We start from the raw sequence: 26,916 nt of genomic DNA, 5'->3' as shown, positions 1-26,916 counted from the left end.
TCACCGCTGTCGTCGCCAACAAGGATCATCCCAGCGGCGACGTAAACCTACCCTCGCACAGCGTCCGGTGCACGAAAAACCCAACCATAGAAGCACCGGCACATCATCACCGCGCCCCTTTTCTTCCTGCCGACAGCATCGCTGCGCGACACCCCATCACACTGCGCGGATAGAGTGCTTGCCCGGCCACACCGGTCAAGCCGGAAGCAAAGCGGGCAGCCGACGAAACCTAGTTCACAGCAAACCCAACCCGCCCATGGGCGGATTCACCGATCTGAACATAAGCGATGGACTGCGCCTGCACCAGCAGCAGCTGGCCTTTTTCCTGCGCAAGCTCCAACAGTCCTTCTTTGCGCTCGAGCGCTTCACGAACCTTAGCCAACACAGTTTCCCGGTCATCGCTGGTGGTCACCGTAATATCGCGAGCCGAATCAACAAAGCCAATCTTGATATCAATCATTACTGCCTACTTTCTCAAACAATCCCAAACAGCGTTGGCACACATCGTGTTGCCTGTCCAGGTCGCACCACCAGCGACAGCCTCCCAATACACGGGATCTGTCGCCCCCTTCCAACAGTCGCCATCACAGGTCATCACTGCTAGTGGCCGTGGCCGGCCTTGGACACGACTCCAGCACACACAGCACTACCGGAGGCTAACGTTGGGCAGTCTGCCTGTGTGGATGCACCGCAAACCATCCAAGCCCACGGTGTGTCGTGTGCAAGTCGCACTCCAGGCTATCGCACACCGCTTACTCACCGCGATTAGCCCAGCTTCGGCCACTATAACGCCCTTGGCTGAGCCAGGAATCCGAAAGCAACCCTCCCAGCACAAACCCCGCCAACGAGCTGAATGTCCGGTGCACTATTGCTACCAAGTCACCCGCTAAATGCACACTAGTTTCACTGTCGAACACGCCACCGATGGCCTGTGACTAATATAGAGATGTGCCGAACAACAGTCAGCCCACATTTGCCGAGCTCGGTGTCGCCCAAGAAATTGTGGACGCCCTTGCTGAACAGTCGATCGTGGAAACCTTCGCGATCCAACAGCTCACCTTGCCGATTGCACTGACCGGCCAGGATCTTATTGGCCAGGCTCGCACAGGTATGGGCAAAACGTTCGGGTTCGGGATTCCGCTCATCGATCGCGTGTTTGACGACGCCGATGTGGCGGAACTCGATGGCACACCACGCGCACTCGTAGTAGTCCCCACCCGCGAGTTAGCGATTCAGGTTGGCAACGACCTCACCATGGCGGCGAAATACACTCCGCTGACGATTGTCACCTTCTTCGGTGGCCGCCCCTATGAGGAACAAACTGAAGCGTTGGCCAAAGGGGTCGATGTGATCGTCGGCACCCCCGGCCGTCTGCTCGACCTCTACAAGCGTTTCGATCTGCGGCTTGACCAGGTCGCGGTGCTGGTGCTTGATGAGGCCGACGAAATGCTGGATTTGGGCTTTCTTCCTGATGTGGAAAAGCTGATGGAAGCCCTCACCCATGAGCATCAAACCATGCTGTTTTCGGCCACGATGCCGCCGGCAATCATTCAGCTTGCCCGCGGTTTTATGCAGCAACCTACCCAGATTCGCGCAGAGGATCAGGGGGCAGACCAGGTTCATGCAACCACCAAACAGGTGGTGTTTCAGGCACATAAGCTGGACAAGCTGGCGGTGGTTGCCCGGGTGCTGCAGGCCAAACAGCGAGGCCGGACGATTATTTTCGTGAAAACGAAACGCAGCTGTGGCTATTTAGCCAATGATCTTGCCGAACTGGGTTTCCGGGTTGGTATGGTGCATGGCGATATGGATCAATCGGCGCGGGAGAAGTCGCTGCGCGGATTCCATCAGGGGGAATTTTCTATTTTAATCGCGACCGATGTCGCTGCCCGCGGTATCGATATTGATGATGTCACCCATGTCATCAATTTTGAGGTGCCACTGGATCCAATGACATATGTGCACCGGATTGGCCGCACTGGCCGGGCCGGGAACTCCGGTACAGCCGTAACTTTGGTGGGTCTTGACGAGGTGCGCCTGTGGCAGTCGATTAATGATGAGCTGCAGTTGGGAATTGACGAGCTTCCCGAATGGTTTTCAACCTCCCCGGAGCTGCATGAGGCGCTGCAGATTCCGCAGCATGTGCAAAGTCAGGTCGGCAAACCGGTGCCAGTGTTCAGCGGCGGTATGCCGCGAAAGTCTGGCGGGAAGTCTGGTGTGAGCGGGAAACATCGATCGTCTTCCCGGGCGCGGGAAGGTGCCGGTCAAAAGCGGGGTTCCCGCCGCTCATGACCGTAACTGATGATGCTGACGACCATCTGCCACAGCGAACTGTTTTCCCCGCGGATCAGTTCACCGACCCCCTTGCAACTCCAACAGACTCACCGCAGCAAGCTGACAGAATTGTCGATGATCACAGCCGCTCCCCCGGTGACGATCATGGGGCACCTCAAGAAGGTGAATTTGCCTCCACCCCGCGAAGCCCATCCATCCCAGCGACGCTGCGTCCCACTTCGCGCCGCGACTGGATTGCTGCTGGCGTGCTAAGTGTTTTGGCGGCCACCACCATTGTTGTTGCCGCCATATATGCTCCGATTCGGCATACCGATGTTGCACCTGCCGCCGCCCCGCTGACTGATGTGGCACAGCTTTCCACTGTGCCACGAACATTCAGTGAAGCGTGGTCTACCCCAATCGATGGGGTGACCTTCCCACTAGTTCCGCAGGTGGATGCCGACGCCGGTGTGGTGGTGGCTGCCGACAAGCATGGGTTTCGGGCATTGGATCCCCGCGACGGGTCCACTGTGTATGCCTACCACCGGGATCACGATCTGTGCCTGCTGGGGATCAGCGGCTTCAACTCGGTTGTCGCTGGTTATCGCACTGCCGCGGGGTGTAGCGAAATCACCGCGCTGCGCAGCGACAGCGGCCGCTACCGGGCAACCCGGTTTGATAATGCCGCCGCCGATCCTGCACTGATCCGCTCTCATGCTGCGATCGGCAGTATTGACGCTGAGCGGGTGGAATTGTGGCGGTCAGATATGGTGCGCACGGTGGAATATGGTGATCCGATCGCCCCGCAGGAACCGGGGATGCAACCCACCGCTGATTGCACGATCGATTCGGCGCTCACCCGTGGGGATCTGCTCGCTGTGGTGGAGTCGTGCAGTCCCGATTTTTCCGCGGATGAGGAAACGACGAAACCCACCGGTGAGGCACGAATCGGAAGGGATGGCCGCAGCTGGTGGCTGCGCCTTGTAGCGCGTGATCCGGAAGATTCCCGGGAACCGGAATTTTACAGTTCAGTGCCGCTTGCACAACCAAGCCATGTGGTGGCTATTGCCGAAGATCGGGTGGCGGTTGCCGAAGTTACTAACGGCAATACCGAAACTACCCCGGTGACTATTTACTCCCAAGATGGTGACCAGGTGGCGACGACCGCCATCCCACCGCTGGCTCATGCCAGCATCACGGCCGATGCACCTGGTGGCGTGTACTCCCCGGATGCAAACGATATCGCCCATGCGATGACGTTATATGACGGGAAGCATCTCAATTTTTTCCTGCCATCTACGCTGGAGTTGATGTTTAGCGTCGACGATGCGATCGGCAATCCGATCGATATTGACGGCTCTGTGGTGTATCCCACCAGGGATGGGCTCGTGATGCTGCGCGGCTATTCCAATGAGGCGATTCGCCATATCGCGATTGACCGGGGCGACTATCAGGGCGATGTGCATCTTGGATTAGTTGGCCGCACCCTGGTGGAGCGCCGCGGCAACGAACTCTTTGGTCTCATCGCCGAGTTTTAGACGCCCCGGTGGCGTGCAGAGAAAGCAAAACCAGTACTGCCCGCTGCGCAATCATCAGCGTTGCTGCGATGAGGTCAGTACTGGTGGGTTGCCGAATGACGGATGCGTCCACCTGCCGGTTTTTCAATGACGCGGAACCGATGTGGACTGTGCAGTGGCGAAATTTTTTTAAGTCTGCGAGTTTCGCGTTGGATATTGGGCTTGCATCCATCCCACTGCGGCGGGGTGGACAAGCAATCCGATGGTGATCACCGCGATTAGGCCGACGATAATGGCAGGAATCCAGGCACCTGCCTGGGCAATATAGTAGGCCACTGGCAGGAACAAAATATTGGCAAAGAACACGAGACCGCGACCGATTCGCTTGCCGTGCCAATACGCCCAGCCAGCCCAGGCGACAGCCCCGAACATGATCAACAAACAGATAGCAGTGCCAATCCCCAACCAGGCGGCCCGTGATTCGTATCCGGAGGCAAAGACGGCCGCCGGATCCCGGTAGCCGAGCACATCACGCACGATCAATACCAGCGCATAAATCATCACCACGAGAGATTCACCGACAGCTATTTGACCAGCGATCCGCACAGGGGCTGGAACCCAAGGGCTGGATGCTGTGGAATTCTCTCCAGGTGATAGATGCTCATTGGCGCGTTTTGCAGTCACAACACCGCATTCTACCGGCCTGCTGTGGCCTACGCGGAGCGAACCTCCAACATCTCGGTGATGCCGCTGCAGGAAAGGCGCTGCAACGCCCGTACCCCAACGACTATCAAGCAGAAGCACGTTGGTATTCCAAACAGATCAGCCAAATGCTCACGCTGCTGTCGATGACCTGAACTTGAGCAACCGTTGTGTTACGGAACTTGCGCAACCGTTGTTACGGCCAGGAAATCGACTACACTGCGATAGGGTGCGTTGCCTGATGCTGTCCAATCCGAATTCGACGTCGTTAACCAACGATGTGATGCGAGCGATCATCGCTCCCCTCATGCAGGTCACCGAGCTGCACTCACAGCACACTCACTATGCCGGACATGCCCGAGATATTTGTCGCGGACTAAGCCGTGATGATTTCGATCTTATTGTGGCTGTGGGCGGGGATGGCACAGTCAACGAAGTCATCAATGGTTTGTTAGGCGAGAGCCTCCAGCAGCGCCGCGCCCCTCAGGAGCTTCCCGCGATTGCAGTAATCCCTACCGGTTCGGCGAATGTGTTTGCCCGGGCGCTCGGGTTTCCTAACGATCCAGTAGCCGCCGCCAACATGGTCGCGGAACTCATCGCCGAAAACCAGTATCGGCGCCTGCCGCTTGGCCGGGTGGAAAATCATTGGTTCTGTGTCAACACCGGGTTTGGGATTGACGCTGAGGTCATCGACCGCATGGAGCTGCTGCGGAAAAAGAAGTTAAAGGCCACACCTGGTGCCTATCTGCTCGTTGCGGTGGGTGCCTGGTTACGGATGCGGCGGCATAAACCAACGATTTCGTTTACCGCCCACAGCGATGGGAAAACTCATACTAGCCAGCAACTTCCGGTAGTCATGGTCTCGAATACCAATCCTTGGACGTATGCCGGTCCGCTGCCGGTGATCCTCAACCCGGGTGCCAATGTTGCGGCTGGATTGTCGTTGTATGCGCTGCGCGACATTGATGGCCCCGGTGGTGCGGCAGCACTTGCTCACGCTCTTGGCGTCGGCCGGCGCCGTTGGCAGTTGCTCCGCATCGATCTGCGAGAAATTCGAGTTGACGATATTGATTCCCTCGTACTCACAGCAAGTGAACCGTTGAAATGGCAGGTAGATGGGGAAGCCTGCGGGGAAGCGAAGAAACTTGATGTGCAGTCTTACCACGACGTCATTGATGTAATTTCTCCAAAATCCAACACCAACCTGTGACCTTTGACACTTTTTCGCGAAAAGGTCTAGCAATTTCAGGTTAATCGTGTCACCATATCTACTTGTTGGATCACTGGTTGCCCGGTGTGAAGCCGCGAAAATAGCGCCCTAACTGCAGATTTCTTCGCTGCATTACAGTTTCGCTACCCGCCTGCGATCACACCCAAAGCCCTTGATCTCCTACAAGAGAGTGTCAATTAAGACCATCTGGTTGTTATTGACACTCGGGATTATCAAGCAACCAACGACTCGTTGCCCTGAAGCTGTTTGACGCACTGCAGTGGCTCCCCTGTTGCACGTTGTCTAAATATGACGAAACACCCGTTTCACTACAGACAACAACTGGTGGCGCCCGCACACGGATCATTTGAGTTGAACATTTGGCAGTTTTTTCCGTCAGTTTTCGACTCGCATCCACCGCAGTGAGTTAGCTTTAGCATGCGCTGTAGTGACATCGCTGAACATCACCGCATCAGCGATGAACACATCGTCCACAGTGTGCCCGCCTGGCACCACCGCAACGAGCTGGCAATCAGTGGAAAATCCGTTTATTGCTGCTTATCTCTGGCATCACGGTTGTCGCTTTCTGCTGCGAGTGTTACTCGCATGTAGTCAGCGGCCGCCCCGCCACGGTGGGGCATGTACTGTCTTGCCTGTTTTTCAAAAATATTCAATATCAATTCGCTGCACTGCACAGTGCAGGCACACAAATCATTACAAGGAGATCTCATGGATTGGCGCCATAAGGCAGTTTGCCGCGACGAAGACCCAGAACTGTTCTTCCCGGTCGGTAACTCCGGCCCGGCTTTAGCTCAGATCGCATCGGCGAAAAAGGTCTGCAACCGTTGCCCAGTGACCAGCGAATGCCTTGCTTGGGCATTAGAGTCCGGCCAAGATGCTGGCGTTTGGGGCGGTATGAGCGAGGATGAGCGTCGCGCCCTGAAGCGTCGCAAGAACCGCAACCGCACCCGGACAGCCACCACTGTCTAATACCGTCGACGGCAACGAAGCCGGTGCGGTGCTCAACTGGCAACACAAATTGGTTGTTCGCCCTTCGCCCCGCTAGACTTCCTATACAAACTGTATTCCCAAATTTTCACAGCAAGGAGTCGCCATGAGCAAGCGTGGACGCAAGCGCAAGGATCGTCGCAAGGGCAAAGCTAATCACGGTCGTCGCCCCAACGCATAAGTGATCATTGAGGAAACCCCATCATCGACTTTTTGGTCGTTGATGGGGTTTTCGCTTGGGGCAACTACCTTAGACAGGGTTCTCGTGGTGCCTGCAGCCCTTCCTGCCAGGGCAGTTTCCGCCCAGGGTTGCAATATGCTCATGATGTTCGATGGAGCTGCCCGCACAATGCATACCAATCTTGCTCAACGCGGGTTAGCTGCCCGCAGGATTCCCGTTGGACAGCCAGTTCACTCTGCTGCAGCAGTAGGATTCAGCTTCACTCATCAGTGCGCAACACTTCCCTGCGCCTGCACCACTTCGCCGCGGCTCTCATCCGATTCCCGCCGCCACGTGAATACAGGATCGTGGAAGTTCACGGTGTGTAATAACGGCAGCAGCTCACCGGAGTAGTTGGTCAAGTTCGAATAAGCCGAGTCGCCAAGGTTGTTCAGCCAGCTTGCCGACACAGCGATCTTCATCGCTAACAGTATGCGTAACTATTCAGCAAGCCTTGTCGCTTACGCTGGTCGTCGCTGGCGGGATATTCCGCCCCGTGTGCTCACACGACCCGATTCCCACAGACCCGCTCAGTCAGTCCCCGCGGGCTAGTTTCCGCTACACCGCAACGAGGTGAACTCAAGCGGGACTACTGGTCTTGCGACAGGATATCTATCAATCACCGTCACCATATTCCAGAGCCAACCCATCGGGCATCGACTCGTGGGCAATGATGTTTACCAACCCGCCCCGCGAAATCGCAGACTGCGGTGGCAGGGCAAAACCGGACTTAGTGAGTCCAAGTAATCTCACTGCGGGCGATCTGCAGTCGAAGTAACACTTTTTCCCGCAATGTTGGCGGCGCTGGTTCGCAGCAGCAGCGCCGCAGCAGGGAGGCGACTTCCTGCTCGAGACCAATTTTTTCCAAACAGCCCGGACAGTCGTTGATATGGGCTACCAGCTGCACCCGCCGAGTCTCACTGACGGACTCATACACTAACTCGTAGAGTGCTTCATAGACTTCTTGACAGTTACATCCACATTCGGGATTCGTCACTGCTTCTCACCCTTTCCACCGCTGATGTCGTCATCAACCGCGATTCCTTTGTCACGTGCTACTTCTCGTAACAATTCCCGGAGCTGTTTTCTTCCCCGGTGCAGGCGCGACATCACCGTTCCGATCGGTGTATCCATGATTTCGGCGATTTCTTTATATGGCAATCCTTGAATGTCGGAATACCACACCACCATCCGATTATCTTCGCTGAGCTCGTTAAACGCGGCAGCGATCTGCTGGTCGGGCAGGTTTTTTAGCGCTTCAATCTCTGCGGATTCCAACCCCACTGCCTGATGAGACGACGAAGAGAACATCTGCGAATCGGTGATTTCGTCGGCACTGGTTTGGGTGGGGCGGCGTTTCTTTTTCCGGTAGGACGATATAAAGGTGTTCGTCATAATCCGGTAAAGCCACGCTTTCAGGTTGGTTCCTGGCGTGAACGAATCGAAGGCTTGAAACGCCTTCATATACGTGTCTTGAACCAAATCTTCCGCGTCAGCGGGGTTCCGGGTCATTCGCAACGCACCGCTGTAGAGCTGGTCTAGCAAAGGAAGTGCTTGCTCTTCAAAGGTGCGCTGCTGCTCCGGGGTGGGCGGCTTCGGCATATTCGGTCACCTCCTTGACGGCACGGGCATAGGTTTTTTCGTGTACGCAGCAGCATGCCACCGGCTCGCGATTGGTAGACAGGACGCACAGCATCCCCTTCATCATTGCCGATGGTTGCAGCAGCAACACGGTAGTGCTTCCACCTTATCCCAGCGGGGTGGGAAACCTTCTACCTTGGTCGCTTGTTGGCAACACAACAGAGGCAATTTCACGCACAGACCATGCTGCGACGATCGACTTCTGGCGAGGCCGGCAAAGGGAGCGGGTGGCAGTGAAAACAGCATTACCCCAGTTGTGGTGTGTTCAAGGTGTCACTGTTCGGTTGCGGGGGTCTGCTCAGTGATGTGGGCGAAGTGATGCGTTCAGGCTGAGAGGGGTACACTGTGCTTTTGCCCGAAACGGGCAAACAGCAGCACCCCAGGGGAAGGTCGGTGGATTGTGGCGAAATCCCGCAAAACAGCAGCAGCTACTCCAGCACTGAGCGTCCTCACCGCAGCTCATGTGGAGTATTCAACTCACAAATTTGTTGCCGGCGATGATCATTTTGGCGCCCAAGCTGCCAAACAGCTCGCCGGGCTTGGTTTTCAGCCGCAACAGGTGATGAAAACGCTGCTGCTCGTGGAAGTCACCACTGATCCACATCCCCGATATGGGCTGTGTTGTGTCGCGGTCACCGACAAAGTGTCATTGAAAGCTGCAGCAAAAGTGTTTGGCTGGTCGAAGGCTGCGCTCGCGCCCGCGAATGCCACCGCCCGAATTACCGGATATATCCCCGGTGGGGTGTCCCCACTTGGTGGGAAACAGCAGCTGCCGGTGGTGTTTGATACGTTGCCGTGCTCATTTGCAACCGTGTGTGTTTCCGCCGGGAAACGGGGCATGGATGTCGCGCTTGCCCCGCAGGATCTTGTCGCGGCAAGCGGTGGTTCCATCGCCGATATTGCAGTTCATGGAGGATAACCCCCACCCACCCGCCCTTTGCTGTGTGGGGGCTTTTCGTCACCGTCGTGGACTCCCAGTCGCTTCCTACCAGGGTGGGCGTTGTAGTACGGAACCTGCCCGTGGTTGGCGATAATCAGTCAGCTGCACCATGCCCTGTACGCGGATCGGGCACTGGTGCAAGCAGCTCCGCGCCTTGATTGCGAACATTGCCCACGGCAGTACCCACCGGCCGAATACGTAAGGATTCATACAATTGCGATGGTGGATTGTCGATGATTGTTTGGGCGGTTGCCGGGTCGCCTGCGATCCATGCGGCGGCAGTTTCGGCGGTGAGCATCACCGGCATCCGATCATGCAACCAGCTGATACTCGTATCGGCTGCAGTGGTGACAATTGTCGCCGACAATCGGTCAAGTCCGGTTTCATAGAGGCCGGCCGCAAAAAGCCGCTGCGGCCGTGCAGCAGCTGGCAGATGCACGAAATAGGGTTGTTTTTTCTGCCATTCGTAGTAGCCGTCCATCGGGATGAGACAGCGGCGCCGGGCGAACGCTGCCCGAAATGAGGGTTTCGATGCGACAGTCTCGCCGCGGGCGTTAAATAACACCGGCGGGGAGGTGTCCTTTTTCCAGCTGGGCAGCAGCCCCCAGCGGGCAGGCACACAATAATATTCCGCAGCCATAGCATCAGTGTCGGCCACCAGTGGAGCGCCTTCGAGCAGTGTTTGGACAGTGGTTTCCGCGGGAACTATTGCCGCAATCGCCTGCGTGGGGGCTATATTGTAGCGGGCTGGCGGCAGCCCCTGCGGGGCGCTGATCCGCGGTGACGGACAAGATTCCACACGATCCCCGCCGCCGAGGAGAAAACCAGCGTCGCGAAGCAGCGGTTCGTCAACAGTAAATAACACAAATCGGCCACACATAATGAGCTCTAGTGTACGCAGGGGGAACGCTCCCACCCAGGATTGGTACACCTCCCGGCTGCCACCCGATGCGGTGGGTATTGCTTGCACCGACCAATACCACCGGTGCAGGTAAGTGTGCTACCACCGGTGCAGGCAGGTGTGCCACGTGGCTTAAGATAGTCGGTATGACTGCGCACGCCTCAGCCGACACCGGTTCCCGCTTTCTTGCCCCCCATGCATCCCGGCCGATTACGGCTAGCGTGCATTTGCCGGGGAGTAAATCAATCACCAACCGGGCTTTGGTGTTAGCTGCACTAGCCGACGGCACCTCCACGATCACTGGTGGGCTTGCTGCCCGCGACACTCAGCTGATGATGGATGCGCTGCGCACGCTGGGGGCCACCATCGACGAAGAGCCGGCCACTCATGCCGGTGAGCCACCAGTGTGGCGGGTCACCGGCGGCCCGCTGCGCGGCGGATCGGTGGAGTGTGGACTAGCTGGAACCGTGATGCGTTTTGTGCCGCCGATCGCCGCACTAACTGGTGATGTGGTGCATTTTGACGGCGACGAGTCTGCCCGGCTGCGGCCAATGCAAACAATGTGTGACGCACTGCGGGATTTGGGGGCGCACGTCACCGGCAATGCGCTACCGTTTACGGTCGACACGAGTGCCGGTATCCCAGCCGGTGGCCGGTTGACCGTTGACGCATCAGCATCAAGCCAATTTGTGTCCGGTTTGCTGCTGGCGGCACCCCGCTTCCCAGCAGGGTTAACGATCACCCATGTGGGGGCGAACCTGCCTAGCCAGCCCCACATCGATATGACCGTGTCCATGCTGGCCGAAGCCGGTTGTGAAGTAGCAGTTGACGGCACCACCTGGCGGGTGGAGCCGCAACCAATTCACCCACACGATTGGATCGTGGAACCGGATCTGTCCAATGCTGGACCGTTTCTTGCCGCCGCTATGGTCACCGGTGGAACAGTCACCATCAACCAGTGGCCGGTGCACACCACCCAGCCGGGTGCGGCTTTTATTGAGCTGTTTACCCGCATGGGTGGCACAGCCGTGTTTCTGCCCGCCGAAGATCCAACCAGCCCGGTGCCGATCGCGGCACAAGCCGAACTAGCAACCGCACTGCAATCCACTCACCCACACTGTGGCCACGGCTCGCTGGCGCTCAGCGGACCGGCCAAGTTGTCGGATCTCACCGGTATCACGGTGGATCTATCCGACTTAGGTGAGCTCACCCCCACCCTGGCGGCGGTGTGTACCCTCGCGTCCACACCATCAACCCTGTCCGGCATTGGGCATCTGCGCGGCCATGAAACCGACCGCCTGCAAGCCCTCTCCAATGAGATTGTCCGCCTGGGTGGATCATGTACCACCACCGCAGATTCGTTGACAATCACCCCACAGCCACTCCATGCAGCCGCGTTACACACCTATGCGGATCATCGCATGGCCACCTTTGCCGCGATCATTGGGCTTGTTGTGGAGGGCGTTGAGATCTACAACATTGCCACCACTGCAAAAACCATTGCTGACTTCCCAGCGATCTGGCAGGCGATGATCTCCGGCAAGTAACCAGCTGCCGCCGGCAACAATGTTGCATCAAGCCCGGTGCAGCCACAGTGGCTGAACTGCTTCTCCGCAACACTGCGGCACAACTGCAGGAAAACCCACCGCGGCGCAACTAAAAAAACCACATTGAACGTATCCTTATCCCACCAGGTAACAAGAATTGCTTCCAGACAGGTCAAGACAGGTGTAGTGCTTTAATCCTATGGGTCGTAATATTCACCAATTTGACGAATCCGATGTCCGTATCCGCCCCGGGAAACGCTCCCGGCCGCGAACGAAACGCCGCCCTAACTATGATGATGCCCATCAGGCGATGGTGGTCACGAAAGATCGCGGCCGCTACGGGGTGGTGTTAGATGATGCCACCTCCCCCGAAGATGTGGTGATGTGTGTTCGGGCACAGGATTTACGCCGCCAATCGATTGTGGTTGGTGACCGGGTGGGGGTTGTTGGTGATGTTTCCGGTGCTCCCGGAACATTGGCGCGCATTGTGACACTTCAGCCCCGGTCAACAGTGCTGCGGCGTACCGCCGACGACAATGACGCCTATGAGCGGATTGTGATCGCGAACGCCGAACAATTGTTGATTGTGTGTGCAATCACCGATCCCCCGCCCCGCACCGGCTTTGTGGAACGTGCACTGGTCGCAGCGTTTGTCGGCGGCCTCGAGCCGGTTCTGGTCATTACCAAAACCGATCTGGCGGATCCACAATCATTTATTGACTATTTTTCCGCCCTGCAGGTGCGTGCCGTCACTGCCGGCCGGGATGAATCCCTCGCGGCGCTGCTGCCAGTTATCACCGGCCGCACCTCGGCATGTATTGGCCATTCCGGGGTGGGGAAATCCACCTTGGTTAACCGGCTGGTACCTGATGCGAAACGGGCTGTCGGTGCCGTCAGCGGGGTGGGCAAAGGTCGCCACACCTCCACCCAGTCGGTGGCGTTGCCGCTTCCCGACGGCGGCTGGATTATTGATACCCCCGGAATTCGATCCTTTGGGCTAGCCGGGGTTGATGCCGATGTAGTGGTGCAAGTCTTTGATGATCTGCGTGAAGCAGCGGAACATTGTCCACGTGGCTGCACCCATCTCGGTCCGCCCAGCGATCCGGAATGTGCCTTCGATGAACTCACCGGCGCCTCCCAGCAGCGGGTGGAAGCTATCCGACGCATTTTGACCGTGTTGCGAAACACCGACGACTGGGAGCTGTGAACCCACCGACGAACGGTGTTTGCCCACCTGTCTGCTGATCATCGGCCAGGTCTAGTGTGTCTGTTCGCCCCTGCAGCCTTGTTCGCGCAACTTCCCCGTTCACCCTTAGGTTGCCCCACATTCATTGCTGCCGCACGCTGATTTTCAAGTGGGCTGCTAGTTGCCGGCATCCGGAAACGATTCCCAGCGCCACACCCCGGCGGTGCAGTAGCCTGAGTATCGGTAACAAATGCTTACAGCACGCAAGGTGGTGGGAATCACAGTGGGTTGGTGGATTGGGACAGGGCATGTCCGGCCCGGCGATGAGCAAGCACAACCGCTGGGTGAACGCCGCATCGGCGACGATCACCTTGAGCGGATTGCCACCCCTGACCAGCGGGCGCCGGTTATCAAACGAATTGCCCGCCGGCGGGCACGGCGGAAAGCCCGCAAAGCCCGCCGTGCCACCGTATCCAACAAGCAGCACACCCACTGGCAACGGGTGCCCGGTATGCCCGGCACCTGGACAAAAACCCCACCGGCAGGCTCCCCCACCACTGCGGTCAACCAACCAGAGGCAACCACTGCTGCCGCGACCAAGCAACCCACCACAGGCACCGCGCAAGCATCGACCTCAACCGATCGTCGCCAAACCGGCGCCAACAATGCCACTGCGGCATCGAATACTGCAGCAATGTCGGGTGCTTCACCGGTAAGCGGCCCACAGATCCGCACCCCGATCGCGGAAACCCCCTTAAACCGGCTCTCGTTTTTCGCGATTTTAGCTGGCATTTGCACCGGGCTCCTTACCGCCGCCTTGAACTGGACAGTGCTGGCAGTTGAGCAGCGCCTCTATGGGGCAACACATTATTCGTCGATATTTTTAGGCTCCCACGTCTCGCCGATGCGACTGTCTGTCACCTTATTCCTGGTCGGACTGGTCGGCTCCTGGGTGTGGTATCTCCTCAAACGCTTCGGCCGGCCAGCAGTGTCAGTTCCAGGTGCTATGCAAGGCACCCCGATGCCGATTATCGAAACACTCCTATCGGCATTCACCCAGGTCATTACCGTGGCAGCAGGTGCACCGGTGGGGCGGGAAAACGCACCCCGACTCCTGGGTGGGTTGGCTGCCAGTCGGTTGGCGCACAGTTTCCATCTTGACGCCCAGGCACGCCGTATTTTAGTGGCGTCTGCGGCCGGGGCAGGACTTGCTGCCAGCTTCCATCTTCCCCTGGCCGGCGCCCTATTCGCGCTTGAACTGCTCCTCCTAGAGATGTCTACCCGCACCATTGTCACCACCATGTTGACTTCCGCGACGGCGGTGGCAACAGCCGGCCTGATACTTCAACCGCATCCCATTTTTACCGGGGTGGCGTTAAACGAATCCTCCCCGATGCTTATCGCCGCAGTCACCGTTGGGATGGTCGCCGGCCTATTAGGGCACGGCTTTGGGTTAGCGGCCCGCAAAGCCGCCGCGGCACGCCCCTTAGGGGCAAATATTTTATGGGAAATGCCGATCGTGTTCCTTGGGCTGGCTGTTGCAGCCCACTTTGTTCCGGGCGTATCCGGTTCTGGGCGGTGGGCAGCCGAACAAATCCTGCAAGACCATATGGCGCTGTGGATGCTGATATTTCTCGCTGTTATCAGGGCAGTAGCGATTATTGCGTGTTTTCGTGCCGGCACTGTGGGCGGCACCTTGATCCCCGCGTTCTCTCTTGGGGCACTCTGTGGCGGCATTATTGGCACGGTGCTGCATCCACTACTCCCCAGTGTGCCGGTTGCCGCGTTTGCCCTCATGGGGGCGGCAGCGTTTCTCTCAACGACGATGGCCGCACCAATGTTTGGAATGCTCGCCGCCGTCGAATTTACCGACATGCCCGCCCAAGGCTATTTGGCGATGTTTATCACCGTGATCGCCGCCGCCCTCGCAGTAAGAATTTTAGGGATCATTTTAGATAAAGACCTGCACCTACCGGCATTTACCTCGGCGGCGTGGACTGGCACACTCCACCGTGACGAGCCGGTGACCGCACACCACACCGGCGACGACGGTCGGATTCATCCGGATGTGGCACATCACGATATTGATACGGATCCGACGACTGCCGCCGACGGTACCCCCTTGGGAAGCCACCCCGATGCGCATCCGCAACCACCGACACCGGAAGAAGTTGCTGCCAAACACCAACAGCCCCCAACAACCCCATCCAGCTAAACCACACCCCGCCAAAAGGAAAACAGCAGAAAAACGACAGGAACCCGGTATTGGTGCCTGGCGGCCGGCACAGATCGTCTCGATGCAGTAACGATCCGGCAACAACGACCATCCTCAATCAACCGCATAACCTGGAACATCTCACTACCAGTAGCGTGATTGCTGACAAGCGGCAAGAAGGATACCGCGCCACCGGTTGGGCAGCACCCGGTGTTTCACCGGCAGCTGTGCAAATCGGGGGCTAGCATCAGCCGCTGCGGTACCGCCGGCAGCATTGAACCGCCTGCCCGGCACCGGCAACACTGCACCGCGACAGCTAACTGCTATGCACCGGTGACATAGGTGGCGATGAGATCATCAAGTTCCGCTGGCACATACCAGCCCATCAGCAGCTCCAGGGCGTCACCGACCACCAGCTCGGCATCCTCGTCGCCCAGATCAGCCGCATCAATAGCAGCAATCGCTTTTTCTACCAGCGGTTCGCTTGCCTCATGATCGATAAATATGCACGCAATCTGATCCAATGACACCGTTGCCGGGGAAAGCTGCACTACCGCCTCCCCGTGTTCCGGGGCGGGAACAACCTGGGATTCGGGCAAATCGGCGGCAATCACCACCCGCCGCAACGGTGCATAGTCCGATTCGGTTTGCAACAGGCGGAACACTGCCCGGGCTGCCTCATCGATAGCAACCATTTCGATCTCTTCATCCTCCCCAGAGGTGAAGAAGTCATGCAGCGCCTTGGTGGCCGCGAAACCCCAGCCGCCAGCAGCCGGCAACATTCCGGTGTCGTGCAAGGTCGCCAGCCGGCTAAAGGTGGCTGGAATATACACCCGCATTGTTTGGCCTGCCATCGCTTTACAGGTCACCTTCATAGCCGAACAGGCCGGTGATTTCGACGACTGCCCGGTCAAACTGCTGGTAGTACACCCCGACCAGACCAGTGTCGACGGCAGCCCGCACATTCAAAATCGAATCGTCGACGAGCACACAGTCGTTGGCCGGCACATCGATTGCTGCCGCAGCCTGCTCAAACGCCTCCGGTGCAGGTTTTTCAACGCCGATCTCCCCGGACAACAGGACAGCTTCCACATAGCCTTGTTCCTGCCACAGGCGAATATGTTCCGCACCAGGGCCGCCTGGGTCATTCGACAAAATAGCTGCCTTCACCCCGATCTGCTGCAGTGCTTTCAACAGCTCCCGCCAGCGGCGGGCATCCTCTTCGCTCATATCGAGTACGCCGCAATAGTCGACGATCAGGCCACGTAATTTCATTTGCTGTGTGTTGGGTTTTTTCATCATCCGCTTGTATCAAAAGTTAACTCAATGTGTACCGGCCGCATCGTGACAACATTTCCCGACGAGCGTCAAACACCGAAGTGGAACCCCACTTTTTCGCGGCAACCAGCCGCTTTTGAGAAAAGGGCACGTTTGGCGGGGTAAACATATTGCTCTATGCGCCACTGTGGTGGGTTGTCACTATTCCCACAGCAAGCACACGGTAACGGGTCACCAATGCTGCCCGCTCTAGTGTAGTGGCAAGCAGGAAGAAAATGCAGCGGGAACCCTGCTCGGCGGCGGCACAGTCCTAGACACTATGACTAGCAACACGTTCACCCCAGTAACCTGCCCCTTGCAAACATCCCGCAAGCAGTCGGGAAACCCCACCCTGACACCAACCAAAACCCGCAGGCCACAGCCATTTCCGCCGCAGCAAACAAGTAAACTGCCTCCCCCACCAACAGCAGCAAACACCTTGCGGTGCCCACCGGGGCACCAACGCTTCACCCCCGCAACAGCACGGGTCAGCACGCTTGATCCCGAAACAATGTCCACCCCGCATCCGCAGCGTGATACCGCCTCCGCGGCCAGCTCCGGCACAACACCATTGTCCCTACTGCCACCTGCGATCGTTAGCGATTCCCGGCTACCTGACAAGCAGGAATTCGACACTCCAGCGTGGCAACCAATTCCAGGCTGCGCCTTGTTACAAACCCGTATTCCGATCGCCTCCCCACAGGATCGATCCCGGCCGCGGGTGCTCGCTGCAACCAATCTGCCATCAGCAACTTCCTTCACACCACCCACCCACGCCCAGGATGGTTCTGCCAGCCGGTTGCATCTTGTCAGCGCCAAGGACGAGGCGACAGCACCACAAGGCTCCCCGCTGAACACTGACGATGTGCTCACCGCGGCCGAGTATCGACAACTCGCGGCACAATTAATAATCGCTTGTGAAGCAGCAGCCGGTTTACGCACCCCAGCGCAGCTGCGCGGCACCCTCATCGCTCCAACAGTTCGCAGCCATATTGCTCGCCGTCACCAGCAACACCAATACCTGTCAGGCCCTATCCGGCTGCGGAGCGTGCACATTGAACAGCAGCAACAACAGCATCACATTGAGCTTGTCCAAATAGTCGGCTCACTATCAGCCGGGAATTGGTGCGGCGGCTACACTGCCACCGCAATCTATTGCCCACCCAACAACCCAGATACATTCCCAGCACAACACAACGAAACCGGCGCGAACCGGCACAAGTCACCACGCCGACGGATCAAAAGTGACGACCAGCCGATGAGACCATACAGCCATGCCGGGGTGGAATTCACCCCAGATATGATCCAAGCCCACCGGCTGGGAACACATTGGATGATCACGAACCTGCAGCTGATCTTTGCAGCTTCCGCCTACGCCTCCACCGCACAGCCGGCCACATTCACCGCCGACACAATGCCGCAGGCCAAGGCCTCAACACCAGGACTGCGACTTGTAGCCTAATAAACACTTATCCGACAAGCCGCATCCCACCGCGGGCTACCGTGGAGATACTCTGCTGCGTTACCTGTACACAAACACCAAACCCCACAGGCATGTCCAGCTGGAAAAGGTTCCAGCAGCACGTCACCTGTGGGGTGCAGGGAAACAGCGAGGAGTATTTCGAAGGATTGTTTTCGCGGCTGTATCTGTGCAGCAACTCCTCGTTGAGGGGCGTTCCTAGGCCTCCTCAGGTGCGCTGTAACGCAACTTGTCAGGATCTGGCCCCTCATCAGGTTCGGTGGGGTTGAGATCCTTATCGTCAACCACCCCGTCGTGGTTCACATCCGGCTCACCGGAGGCTTGGATCGCAGGCAGGATCTGCTTGCGGACAGTAAACAGGTTGCGCACCGTCTCTTCCATGATGGCGTCTTTCATGGCATTGAACATGTCGCCGCCTTCTTTCTGGTATTCCACCAGTGGATCGCGCTGCGCCATGGCACGCAACCCAATCCCCTCTTTCAGATAATCCATCTCATAGAGGTGCTCACGCCACTTGGTATCCACCACCGACAAAATCGTGGTGCGCTCCAAATTGCGCATGTTTTCTTCGTCACCAGTTAAGGTAGTGACCCCTTGTTCCAGCTCATCGTATTGCGCATTCGCATCAGCGAGCAGCCAATCGAGCAATGCCTGAGCCGGAAGTTCACCACGGGAACCCACCTCGTCGGATTCGAGAAGTTCCTGCCACGGCTTCGACGGACCATAGAGCGACTCGAGGGCATGCCACAATTTGTCCATGTCCCAATCTTCGACATAGCCGTCGGCGGTTTCCGCAGCAACATAGGCAGTAATCGTCGAATCGATCATGTTGCGAACCTGGGGAGCCACATCGGCACCCTGCAGGATCTCATTGCGTTCCCGGTAGATAACCTTGCGCTGCTCATTCATGACCTCGTCATACTTGAGCACATTTTTACGCATTTCGAAGTTCTGCTGCTCAACCTGGGTTTGTGCACCCTTCACCGCGTTGGTGACCATTTTCGCTTCGATCGGCACATCGTCAGGCACGTTCAGCCGGTTCATCATGTTTTCCATGGACTGGCCAACGAACCGCACCATGAGCTCGTCACGCATCGACAGATAGAAGCGAGTAGTACCCGGATCACCCTGCCGGCCGGAACGACCACGCAGCTGGTTATCGATACGCCGTGACTCATGGCGCTCCGTGCCGAGCACATACAACCCGCCAGCTTCACGCACCTTTTCAGCAAGCTTGCGGGAACGATCCTTCATCTTGGCGATTTCTTCATCCCACGCAGCCTCATATTCTTCCGGGGTTTCCACCGGATCAAGGCCACGTTCGCGCAGGTTGATATCAGCCAAAATATCCGGGTTGCCACCAAGCACAATATCGGTACCACGACCGGCCATGTTCGTAGCCACCGTTACTGCTCCCGGCAAACCAGCCTGGGCAACGATTTCAGCTTCTTCCTCGTGATGCTTCGCGTTGAGCACATGGTGCTTAATCCCCTTGCGGGTCAGCAGCTGGGAAAGATATTCGCTGCGTTCCACCGAAGTGGTACCAACGAGCACCGGCTGGCCACGATCCACACAGTCGGCAATGTCTTCAGCAACCGCTGCAAACTTGGCTTCCTGCGTCTTGTAGATGAGATCATCCAAGTCCTGCCGCTGATTCGGCCGGTTTGTTGGAATCTGCACCACATCAAGTTTGTAAATCTGGTGCAGCTCGGAGGCTTCAGTCTCTGCAGTACCAGTCATACCCGCCAGCTTGTCGTAGAGACGGAAATAGTTCTGCAGGGTGATGGTGGCCAACGTCTGGTTTTCGTTTTTGATCTCGACGTCTTCTTTTGCCTCAATCGCCTGGTGCATACCTTCGTTGTAGCGGCGACCGGGCAGCACACGACCGGTGAACTCGTCAACAATGAGCACTTCCCCGTTGCGGACAATATAGTCCTTGTCGCGGGTGAACAGCTCTTTCGCTTTAATGGCGTTGTTGAGATAGCTCACCAGCTGGGAGTTCTCTGGTGCGTACAGGTTGTCGATACCCAGTTGAGCCTCGACAAACTCCACCCCTTCTTCCCGCACACCGACAGTACGCTTACGGTGATCCACATCGTAGTGAATCTCTGGTTTCATCCGCGGCACAATATCGGAGAAGGCGTGATACCACTCCGAGTTTGAGTCGGTAGGTCCGGAAATAATCAGTGGGGTTCGCGCCTCATCGATCAGGATCGAGTCGACCTCGTCGACGATTGCAAAATAATGCTCGCGCTGCACCAAGTCGTCAAGCGACTTGGCCATGTTGTCACGCAGATAATCGAACCCGAGCTCATTGTTCGTCCCGTAGGTGATATCAGCGTTGTAGGCTTTCCGCCGCTGCGGCGGGGTCATATCACCCAGGATCACGTCAGTGGTCAACCCTAGGAAGCGGTGAACACGACCCATCCACTCCGAGTCACGTTTCGCCAGATAGTCGTTGACGGTAACAACGTGGACACCCTTGCCTTCCAGCGCGTTGAGATAGGCCGGCAGCACACAGGTCAGGGTTTTCCCTTCACCGGTGCGCATTTCGGCAACGCTGCCGAAGTGCAGGGCGGCACCACCCATAATCTGCACCTTGTAGGGCTTTTGATCCAGGACACGCCAGGAAGCTTCCCGGGCAACCGCGAACGCCTCCAGCAGGAGATCGTCGACGCTTTCCCCTTTGGCGATCCGGTCTTTAAACTCCACCGTCTTTGCTTTGAGTTCATCGTCGGTGAGGGCGGCATACTCCGACTCCAGTGCGATCACCTGGTCGGCGATTTTGCCGAGCCGTTTCACAGCACGGCCTTCACCCACTCTGAGAACATTGAGCATACGGAACACGAGACGTCCACCTTTTTTACCGGTTGCTAGCAAGCTGGATCGAATCTCCTCCGTTGCGGCGCAGCCTTGCTGCAGCGTCACCGTCTAACAACCGTTGTAATGCGGCGTTTTCGCAGACGTGTGAGGAGATGATCACAAACATTATCGTTATGCAGGGTACACACCACCCCTGTGGGCGGCGTAAACATACCCCATCATTGTACGCGTCGGCGCCGGTTTTACCACTAGCCAAGCCAGCAACATCACTACCCGCTGCCAGTTGTGATGTGGAGACAACCAGAAGCAGCGAGCACAACAACAGCAACCCCGCACAGGTGAAGAAAACACTGGTAAGCAGTCAATGTTTTTTCCGTGCCCTGTGCGGGGTTGGGAAATGATTCAGCAGCTGCGGCGGCTATGCAGTAGTCGCGTGCTTCCGAAATATTGAGCAAAGCACTGGTGCGATACTGCAGCAGGCACAAATGCTAGCTTTCGTTAGTTGCCGGACCGTCCGCCAAGGTGATCAGACCATAGTCGAATGCGTGACGACGGTATACCACCGAGGGGCGTCCATCTTCTTCGTTGACGAAGAGATAGAAGTCGTGGCCGACCAGTTCCATCTCAGAGAGTGCATCATCCACACTCATCGGGATAGCGCTGTGTTCCTTGCGACGAACAATCTGCCCAGGCATTTGCTCTTCAATGGTTGCCTCATACGGATCAGCTGATTCTGGTTGCTGATCGTATTTCTGTGCGGCTTCACGTTCTTGCGCCAGCACTTCGGCAGCGATTTCGCCATACGACTTTGGGGTGCGGTGCCCGGAGCGTGCAATCTTCCGGCGAACCTTCACCTTCCGCAGGGAGCGTTCCATGCGGTCGAGGGCAGTCTCCAGCGCTGCATAGAAGGAATCTTCTTTCGCTTCTGCGCGAGCAATGTGACCTTTGCCGGTGGCGGTGATCTGAATCTTGTCAGTTTGGGCGCCGCGGCGTGGGTTTGGTTCGTGGTGCAATTCCACGTGGAAGAACGTCAACGTCGGGTCGAGTCGTTCAATTTTTGCCAGCTTCGTGTGAACGCGCTCAGCGAAGTGGTCTGGAACCTCGACATTGCGGCCGGTAATGGAAACCTTGGTTTCCGGACGCAGGGCGGATGTGTTCTCAGCAGGTGTGGTCACGTGCTTCTACCTCCCGGTACTGGCCACCAGCGCCAACGACAGAGGGATTTCTGTCACGGCGGTCATCATCACCATCATCACCGCTGATCGTTGTGACTGCTATCGCGGACGACAACTATGTCGGCGGGGATTGTGATGGAGTTGTGGTGGCGGGGACTTCCACTGACAAGTTTAGCGGGCGACCGGCTCGTGTAGCAGGGGGTCGTGGCAGATTTTCTAAACGTGCAGGTGGGGGTACCCGCTCTTCGTTGATTTGTGGGAATCAGGCAGGTCATCACCCCCCTCATCACCCCTATTCAGGGGCTTTTCGTGGTGTGGGTGTGCCGTGCACATACGTCTGAGGACTGGTTTTGGTGCACGGCTCACCGCACCCGCCCCACCGGTGTTGGCGCAAAAGGGCTGGCAGTGCTCCTAGCTGCGCTGGCAGCACTGCTGCGACACCTGGCAAGATCCCACTGTTGATCCTGTTCATAGCAGGATAATTCGACGTTTCCGGTGTAGGTTATGGTCGTCTTCCGGGGGCAGTCCGTGGTCGCTTTCGAAGTGGTTATTCAGCGATGATGGGGGTTGCTCTTCTGCCGAGCACTGCTGGAACTTCCCGCCAGAAAGAAGCAGAACTGCTTTGAGTGGGAAGCTGCAGCATAGCGTTCGCGTCGGTGAGATAGTAGGTGGACACACTAGCGGCCACATCAACCACCGGGGCGGTGATGTTGCCACTTGGCAGAGGGGTTTGCGCCGAACCATCGATGGCAACGATCCACACTGGTGACAGCGCATTGGCGGTACCAACTAGCAGGGCGCCGTCAGAGGTCCAGTCGACACTTTTCGCTGATCCGGCAATATTTGGCCCAGATACTTCCACCGCATCGATCAATGCCCGCTGCCCGACCTGGGGGCGGGCGACTGTTGCCACATAGAGCCGACCGTCACGAATAAATGCCGCCCGCACCCCAGAGGGCGCAAGCTGCAGGGCAGTAATCGGTGGCTGTTCACTCGTTGCGGCAGGAGTTTGGCCAGCCGGGTCGAATAAGGCGGTGGTATCAACTTCGATTTGGGAAACTTCCCCGGTGGCGGTGGAGCGGGCAATGCGGGTGATGGTGCGGGAATCCACCACAGTCCACAACGCTGTAGCATCCCGTTCAAATGACGGCCGGGTCAGCGACCGGGCTGTTTGAATAGTTTGGGTGGCATCCCCAAGCGGCCCTAGTTCCAACCGCACCGGGGCGAGCGCATCGCCGGGGTCACCAAGCACAGCTGCCACCACCCCGCCGGTAGCTGAAACATCAGCGGATTGGATTTGTTTGGATCCACCTAGCGGTCCGGGTACTGGGCTGAGCTGTTCCCCTTCAATAATGTTGAGGGCTCCTTCGACGACCGCATACAGCGGCGCGATGGTGGCTTGTTTTGCCGTAGGGTTAAATTCCGCGACGTCATCAACAGTGAGCCCCAGTTGGCCGGGCACAACCGGTGCACCGTCGAGTTCGATGCGATACGGCCCTGGAATATTAGCTCGTGCCAGCACCCACACCACTTGTGCCGAGAATCGGTGGCGGGCATCAGCGTCGAGGTCTTCAAATCCGGTGAAACGGTACACCCCCTGTTCATAGCCGGCGAACACGGCTTCCGCCGGCACATCATCGAGCACCCCCGGCGCGAGCCGGCGTTGAGGTCCTTCCATGAGCAGAGACAGCAAGGCGGTGTCGAGATTGGATTGGCCGTCGTAGACCCACCGCCGATCGGGGACGAGCCATTTTCCGGTGGGGTTGAAAAAGAACAGATCGCGGGGGGTGTAGCGGTTGCGGAGCTCGTTGCGTTCCATCACTACCCCGGCGGGCAGGGTGGAGATTCGCCACTCGCCGTTTGCTTTGACGAGTTCGATTTGTGCCTCATAGTCGAGTTTTTGGGGGGTGAACACCCCGCCGGTGCCTAACTGTCCGACGACATCACCGCGCACACTGTAGGTGATGGAGTCTGCTGAGGCGCCGGGTTCGCTGATCAGGTCGATGCGGTTGACGATAAGGGTGCCGGTGGTGTCATCCCAAGCGGCAGCCGCCGTGTCGGTGAGATAGGCGCGGGCAGCTTGATGTTTTTGGGCTGGTTTAGCGCTGGCAGTGAAAAAATCCCGCAGCAGCAGGTCGGGTTCTTGACCGGGTTTGGGGGCGAGTTCTACTTCTGTTGGGGTGGATGCTTCAAACGTGCGCAGCACCTGCGGATTGGAGTCGCCGGGCAGTGATCCGCAACCGCTAATCCCGAGCGCCAGGGTGGCTACTATTGCGCCGATGGCAAGCGGTCGTGTTTCCCGCCGGGGGCGTGGTTGAGGCAACCAGGCTGGTTGAGGTGTATGCACTGTTGCGGCTACGTCACCGGTGCCACCGTTGCTGCGCTGTTGGGACATGCTCATTGGTGGTCTCCTGTCGGTGGTGTTGCCGGTGTAGATTGCTCTGCTGCCTGTTGCGGGCTGCGGTGTTGATCACTTCGCTCAGCGATAATGTCGGCATCGTCGGCATCGGCGATATCGCCGAAGTCGTCGAAATCGTCGAAGGCGGCGAGTTCTTCTTCGGTGACCGGTTCATCTTCGGGAATATGCCGCATCGCTTCCCGTGCTGTGGTTCCGCTGTCCGATTGTGGTGTCGCTAAATCAGCCGGGGTTGGGAATGCTGCCGGATAGCCGTGCTGGTTTTCGGCACTGTTTTCCGCCGGTGACTGTTCGTACAACTGGCGGTGATCCACAGGAGTCTGCGTGGTATCCTCACCGCCCCGGTTGTGAGATGTGGGCTGTGATGGGGGCTCTGGCGGCGCAGCAACCTCCACTGGTGCTGTGCTGACTACAGCGGCGGCTGGAGTGGTTGGCACAGTATCACTTGTTGTCGTAGTTGACGCGATACCCTCGGCTGGACTGTTGGCTGTAGCCGCAGTGGCATTCGTGCGACTGCGTTCAGCATGCGCTGCGGCGTTACTGTCCGCAGCATCAATTAGCTGCTCTGCTTCGTCAGCTATAGTGTTTGCTGCCGATGGTGGCTGGTTATCCAGCTGCAGATCCTCGGTGACATCGGCGTCTTGCCCAGCGATGGTTCCCGCCGTGAGTGCAGGGTTTCCAGTGGTGTCCCCATAGTTTCGGATCCGCCAACTCGGATCGGTGGTCAACAGACCCGCCTCCAGGCCTTCCCGATAATGTTCAACACTGTCATCGGTGAAACTTGGCAGCAACGTCAGCGGCAGCGGATCCCGATCCACATGGCCGGCTGGTTCCCGCGGCACAATGAGCCGGAAGGTGGATCCCACCCCGATCTCACCTTTCGCATCCAAAGTGCCGCCGTGCAGCAACGCATCATTATGTGCGATGGACAATCCCAAACCGGTGCCGCCAGAATGCCGCACCCGGGAAGCGTCAGCCCGCCAGAAACGATTAAACACCAGTGCTTCCTGGCCAGGTTTCAATCCCACCCCGTTGTCGCTGACCGTGATACCTGCGGCCTGATCATTGGCGGCGAGCCGCACCAAAATTGGGTGACCTTCCGATTGGTCAATCGCATTGGCTAACAGATTCCGCAAAATCCGTTCAATCCGGCGAATATCGCAGCGCACCACCGTCGGGGTTGAAGGCAGCGCAAAATACACCGGCACACCGAGTTCTTTCGCTAAATGCTGCACCTGCGAGAACGCAGAGACGATCGCAGTAGTGATATCGACTTGTTCCTCGTTGAGGTCAGCGACCCCCGCATCGTGGCGAGAAATCTCCAGCAAATCCCCCAGCAAAGCTTCGAAACGATCCAATTCCCGAATCATCAACTCTGAGGCGCGGGCAGTGATCGGATCAAGCTCTTCCCTGTTATCGGCAATCACATCCGCAGCCATCCGCACTGTCGTTAACGGAGTGCGTAGCTCGTGGGACACGTCAGAGGTGAACTGCCGCTGCAAATCACCATATTCTTCCAATTGTTGAATCTGTTGCGACAACGATTCGGCCATGGTGTTAAAACTCCGCGCCAGGGTGGCCATCTCATCTTCACCCTTGACCTGCATGCGTTCTTTACGATGCCCGGCGGTGAGACGCTGCGCAATCCGGGAGGCGGAACGCACCGGTTGAATAATCTGTCGAGTCAGCAAAAACGTAATCGCCAACAACAATCCGACCAGCAGCAAACCCCCCACTGCAAGCAGTCGCCGAATCAGCGACAAGGTCGATTCTTCATTCTCCAGCGGAAGCACCAAATACACTTCCAACCCGGGAATGTCTGACTGGGTGGGGCTGCCAATAATCAGCGACCGGGCAAGGCTGCCATCGTTGCGGGTGACAGTCGTAAACTGGTAGGCCACCTGTTGCTGCGCCACCACCTCCCGCAGCGTTTCAGGGATACGATACCCCTCCGGGGAAGCCACCACACTGCCATCAGTGTTGGTGACCTGCACCACCGGCTCATAGACTGCCGCCGCCTCCCCCGTGGTACTGCTGGAAGTTTTATTAGTCAATGCCGCCCGTGCCGAATTAAGCCGCACCTGCAAACTATTGGAACTGTCGGTGGCCTCCACCTGCTGTTCAACGGTGATACGTGCCCGTTCAATTTCGTTGGAGGCGATTTGCAGCTTCGTGTCGATGAGCTGCTGGGAAACAAACCACACCAGCACCAGCCCGAGGCCAACAATCATCACCAATGAGGTGGTAAACACCGAACCGACCACCCGCCATTGCAGAGACGTCCGGCTTAAATGCCGTATTCGCTGCAGCTGTACTTGCAGAATTCGAGCCACCCGGTTCACAG

At 57.7% G+C, this 26,916-nt stretch carries 23 protein-coding genes; 10 read left to right on the top strand and 13 right to left on the bottom strand.

All coding sequences use genetic code 11. The features are described from left to right. Positions 1-229 precede the first annotated feature (229 nt). Positions 230-460 (bottom strand): DUF3107 domain-containing protein, encoded by a 231-nt coding sequence (locus CCHOA_RS02390; protein ID WP_123926380.1) that lies wholly within the window; start codon positions 458-460, stop codon positions 230-232. Positions 461-948: 488 nt separating this feature from the next. On the opposite strand from CCHOA_RS02390, the gene CCHOA_RS02385 reads away from it, so the two are divergent. Beyond that, the gene (locus tag CCHOA_RS02385) at positions 949-2,292 is read left to right on the top strand and encodes a DEAD/DEAH box helicase (RefSeq protein ID WP_123926377.1); all 1,344 of its coding nucleotides are present in this window, start codon (positions 949-951) and stop codon (positions 2,290-2,292) included. Beyond that, on the top strand, positions 2,289-3,812 hold the full coding sequence (locus CCHOA_RS02380) for an Rv3212 family protein (RefSeq protein WP_123926373.1): 1,524 nt from the start codon (positions 2,289-2,291) through the stop codon (positions 3,810-3,812). The genes CCHOA_RS02385 and CCHOA_RS02380 overlap by 4 nt, the downstream gene beginning before the upstream one ends. Before the next feature lie 168 nt (positions 3,813-3,980). On the opposite strand, the gene CCHOA_RS02375 is transcribed toward CCHOA_RS02380, so the two are convergent. Next, a complete protein-coding gene (locus CCHOA_RS02375; protein ID WP_123926370.1) occupies positions 3,981-4,475 on the bottom strand; it encodes a hypothetical protein in 495 nt (164 codons plus the stop codon). Positions 4,476-4,722: 247 nt separating this feature from the next. Between CCHOA_RS02375 and CCHOA_RS02370 the strand changes: the two genes are divergently transcribed. The 3 genes from CCHOA_RS02370 (at position 4,723) to CCHOA_RS11175 (ending at position 6,892) form a co-directional block, all read left to right on the top strand. Beyond that, entirely contained in the window at positions 4,723-5,703 is a 981-nt protein-coding gene (locus CCHOA_RS02370) for a diacylglycerol/lipid kinase family protein (RefSeq protein WP_123926367.1), read from the top strand. Positions 5,704-6,432: 729 nt separating this feature from the next. Then, complete coding sequence (locus tag CCHOA_RS02365; protein ID WP_123926364.1) at positions 6,433-6,693, top strand: WhiB family transcriptional regulator; 261 nt, start codon at positions 6,433-6,435, stop codon at positions 6,691-6,693. 124 nt (positions 6,694-6,817) lie between these two features. Further along, on the top strand, positions 6,818-6,892 hold the full coding sequence (locus CCHOA_RS11175) for a 50S ribosomal protein bL37 (RefSeq protein WP_377739391.1): 75 nt from the start codon (positions 6,818-6,820) through the stop codon (positions 6,890-6,892). Here the strand turns inward: CCHOA_RS11175 and CCHOA_RS10610 are convergent. The 4 genes from CCHOA_RS10610 to CCHOA_RS02350 form a co-directional block, all read right to left on the bottom strand. Further along, on the bottom strand, positions 6,868-7,035 hold the full coding sequence (locus CCHOA_RS10610; RefSeq protein WP_164472353.1) for a hypothetical protein: 168 nt from the start codon (positions 7,033-7,035) through the stop codon (positions 6,868-6,870). The genes CCHOA_RS11175 and CCHOA_RS10610 overlap by 25 nt on opposite strands. A 123-nt stretch (positions 7,036-7,158) precedes the next feature. Beyond that, a complete protein-coding gene (locus CCHOA_RS02360) occupies positions 7,159-7,353 on the bottom strand; it encodes a hypothetical protein (RefSeq protein WP_123926361.1) in 195 nt (64 codons plus the stop codon). Between the two features lie 308 nt (positions 7,354-7,661). Continuing rightward, the gene (gene rsrA / locus CCHOA_RS02355) at positions 7,662-7,928 is read right to left on the bottom strand and encodes a mycothiol system anti-sigma-R factor (RefSeq protein WP_123926358.1); all 267 of its coding nucleotides are present in this window, start codon (positions 7,926-7,928) and stop codon (positions 7,662-7,664) included. Continuing rightward, on the bottom strand, positions 7,925-8,533 hold the full coding sequence (locus tag CCHOA_RS02350) for a sigma-70 family RNA polymerase sigma factor (protein WP_123926355.1): 609 nt from the start codon (positions 8,531-8,533) through the stop codon (positions 7,925-7,927). Before CCHOA_RS02350 ends, rsrA begins: the two co-directional genes overlap by 4 nt. 439 nt (positions 8,534-8,972) lie before the next feature. Here CCHOA_RS02350 and CCHOA_RS02345 point away from each other — a divergent pair, with 439 nt between their 5' ends. Further along, positions 8,973-9,491 (top strand): YbaK/EbsC family protein, encoded by a 519-nt coding sequence (locus tag CCHOA_RS02345; protein WP_123926352.1) that lies wholly within the window; start codon positions 8,973-8,975, stop codon positions 9,489-9,491. A gap of 115 nt (positions 9,492-9,606) precedes the next feature. Here CCHOA_RS02345 and CCHOA_RS02340 read toward each other — a convergent pair whose 3' ends face one another. Continuing rightward, entirely contained in the window at positions 9,607-10,392 is a 786-nt protein-coding gene (locus CCHOA_RS02340; RefSeq protein ID WP_123926350.1) for an SOS response-associated peptidase, read from the bottom strand. A 167-nt stretch (positions 10,393-10,559) separates the two neighbouring features. Between CCHOA_RS02340 and aroA the strand changes: the two genes are divergently transcribed. The 3 genes from aroA to CCHOA_RS02325 all read left to right on the top strand — a co-directional run bounded on the left by aroA (position 10,560) and on the right by CCHOA_RS02325 (position 15,361). After that, the gene (gene aroA, locus CCHOA_RS02335; RefSeq protein WP_123926347.1) at positions 10,560-11,960 is read left to right on the top strand and encodes a 3-phosphoshikimate 1-carboxyvinyltransferase; all 1,401 of its coding nucleotides are present in this window, start codon (positions 10,560-10,562) and stop codon (positions 11,958-11,960) included. 199 nt (positions 11,961-12,159) lie between these two features. Further along, positions 12,160-13,167, top strand: a complete 1,008-nt coding sequence (gene rsgA, locus CCHOA_RS02330) for a ribosome small subunit-dependent GTPase A (protein ID WP_123926343.1) — start codon at positions 12,160-12,162, stop codon at positions 13,165-13,167. A 247-nt stretch (positions 13,168-13,414) separates the two neighbouring features. Continuing rightward, the gene (locus CCHOA_RS02325; protein ID WP_342769441.1) at positions 13,415-15,361 is read left to right on the top strand and encodes a chloride channel protein; all 1,947 of its coding nucleotides are present in this window, start codon (positions 13,415-13,417) and stop codon (positions 15,359-15,361) included. A 323-nt stretch (positions 15,362-15,684) separates the two neighbouring features. Here the strand turns inward: CCHOA_RS02325 and CCHOA_RS02320 are convergent, their stop codons facing one another. After that, positions 15,685-16,200, bottom strand: coding sequence for a DUF6912 family protein (locus CCHOA_RS02320; protein ID WP_123930675.1), 516 nt, complete (start codon positions 16,198-16,200; stop codon positions 15,685-15,687). Positions 16,201-16,219: 19 nt separating this feature from the next. Next, a complete protein-coding gene (locus CCHOA_RS02315; RefSeq protein WP_123926339.1) occupies positions 16,220-16,636 on the bottom strand; it encodes an HAD family hydrolase in 417 nt (138 codons plus the stop codon). A 553-nt stretch (positions 16,637-17,189) separates the two neighbouring features. Here CCHOA_RS02315 and CCHOA_RS02310 point away from each other — a divergent pair. Next, complete coding sequence (locus CCHOA_RS02310; protein ID WP_123926336.1) at positions 17,190-18,140, top strand: hypothetical protein; 951 nt, start codon at positions 17,190-17,192, stop codon at positions 18,138-18,140. A gap of 216 nt (positions 18,141-18,356) precedes the next feature. Here the strand turns inward: CCHOA_RS02310 and secA are convergent, their stop codons facing one another. The 4 genes from secA to mtrB all read right to left on the bottom strand — a co-directional run bounded on the left by secA (position 18,357) and on the right by mtrB (position 26,905). Continuing rightward, the gene (secA, locus tag CCHOA_RS02305; RefSeq protein WP_377739393.1) at positions 18,357-20,996 is read right to left on the bottom strand and encodes a preprotein translocase subunit SecA; all 2,640 of its coding nucleotides are present in this window, start codon (positions 20,994-20,996) and stop codon (positions 18,357-18,359) included. A 473-nt stretch (positions 20,997-21,469) separates the two neighbouring features. Then, entirely contained in the window at positions 21,470-22,156 is a 687-nt protein-coding gene (hpf, locus tag CCHOA_RS02300; protein ID WP_123926333.1) for a ribosome hibernation-promoting factor, HPF/YfiA family, read from the bottom strand. Between the two features lie 547 nt (positions 22,157-22,703). Then, positions 22,704-24,557: an MtrAB system accessory lipoprotein LpqB gene (gene lpqB, locus CCHOA_RS02295; RefSeq protein ID WP_245992174.1), complete on the bottom strand. Its 1,854-nt coding sequence runs from the start codon at positions 24,555-24,557 to the stop codon at positions 22,704-22,706. After that, positions 24,554-26,905 (bottom strand): MtrAB system histidine kinase MtrB, encoded by a 2,352-nt coding sequence (gene mtrB / locus CCHOA_RS11090; protein WP_342769440.1) that lies wholly within the window; start codon positions 26,903-26,905, stop codon positions 24,554-24,556. The genes lpqB and mtrB overlap by 4 nt, the downstream gene beginning before the upstream one ends. Positions 26,906-26,916 lie beyond the last annotated feature (11 nt).

The sequence above is a fragment of the Corynebacterium choanae genome, assembly GCF_003813965.1.
GTDB classification, from domain to species: domain Bacteria; phylum Actinomycetota; class Actinomycetes; order Mycobacteriales; family Mycobacteriaceae; genus Corynebacterium; species Corynebacterium choanae.
The sequence above is the reverse complement of the archived record's forward strand: the minus strand, read 5'-3'. Positions and strand labels throughout refer to the sequence as shown.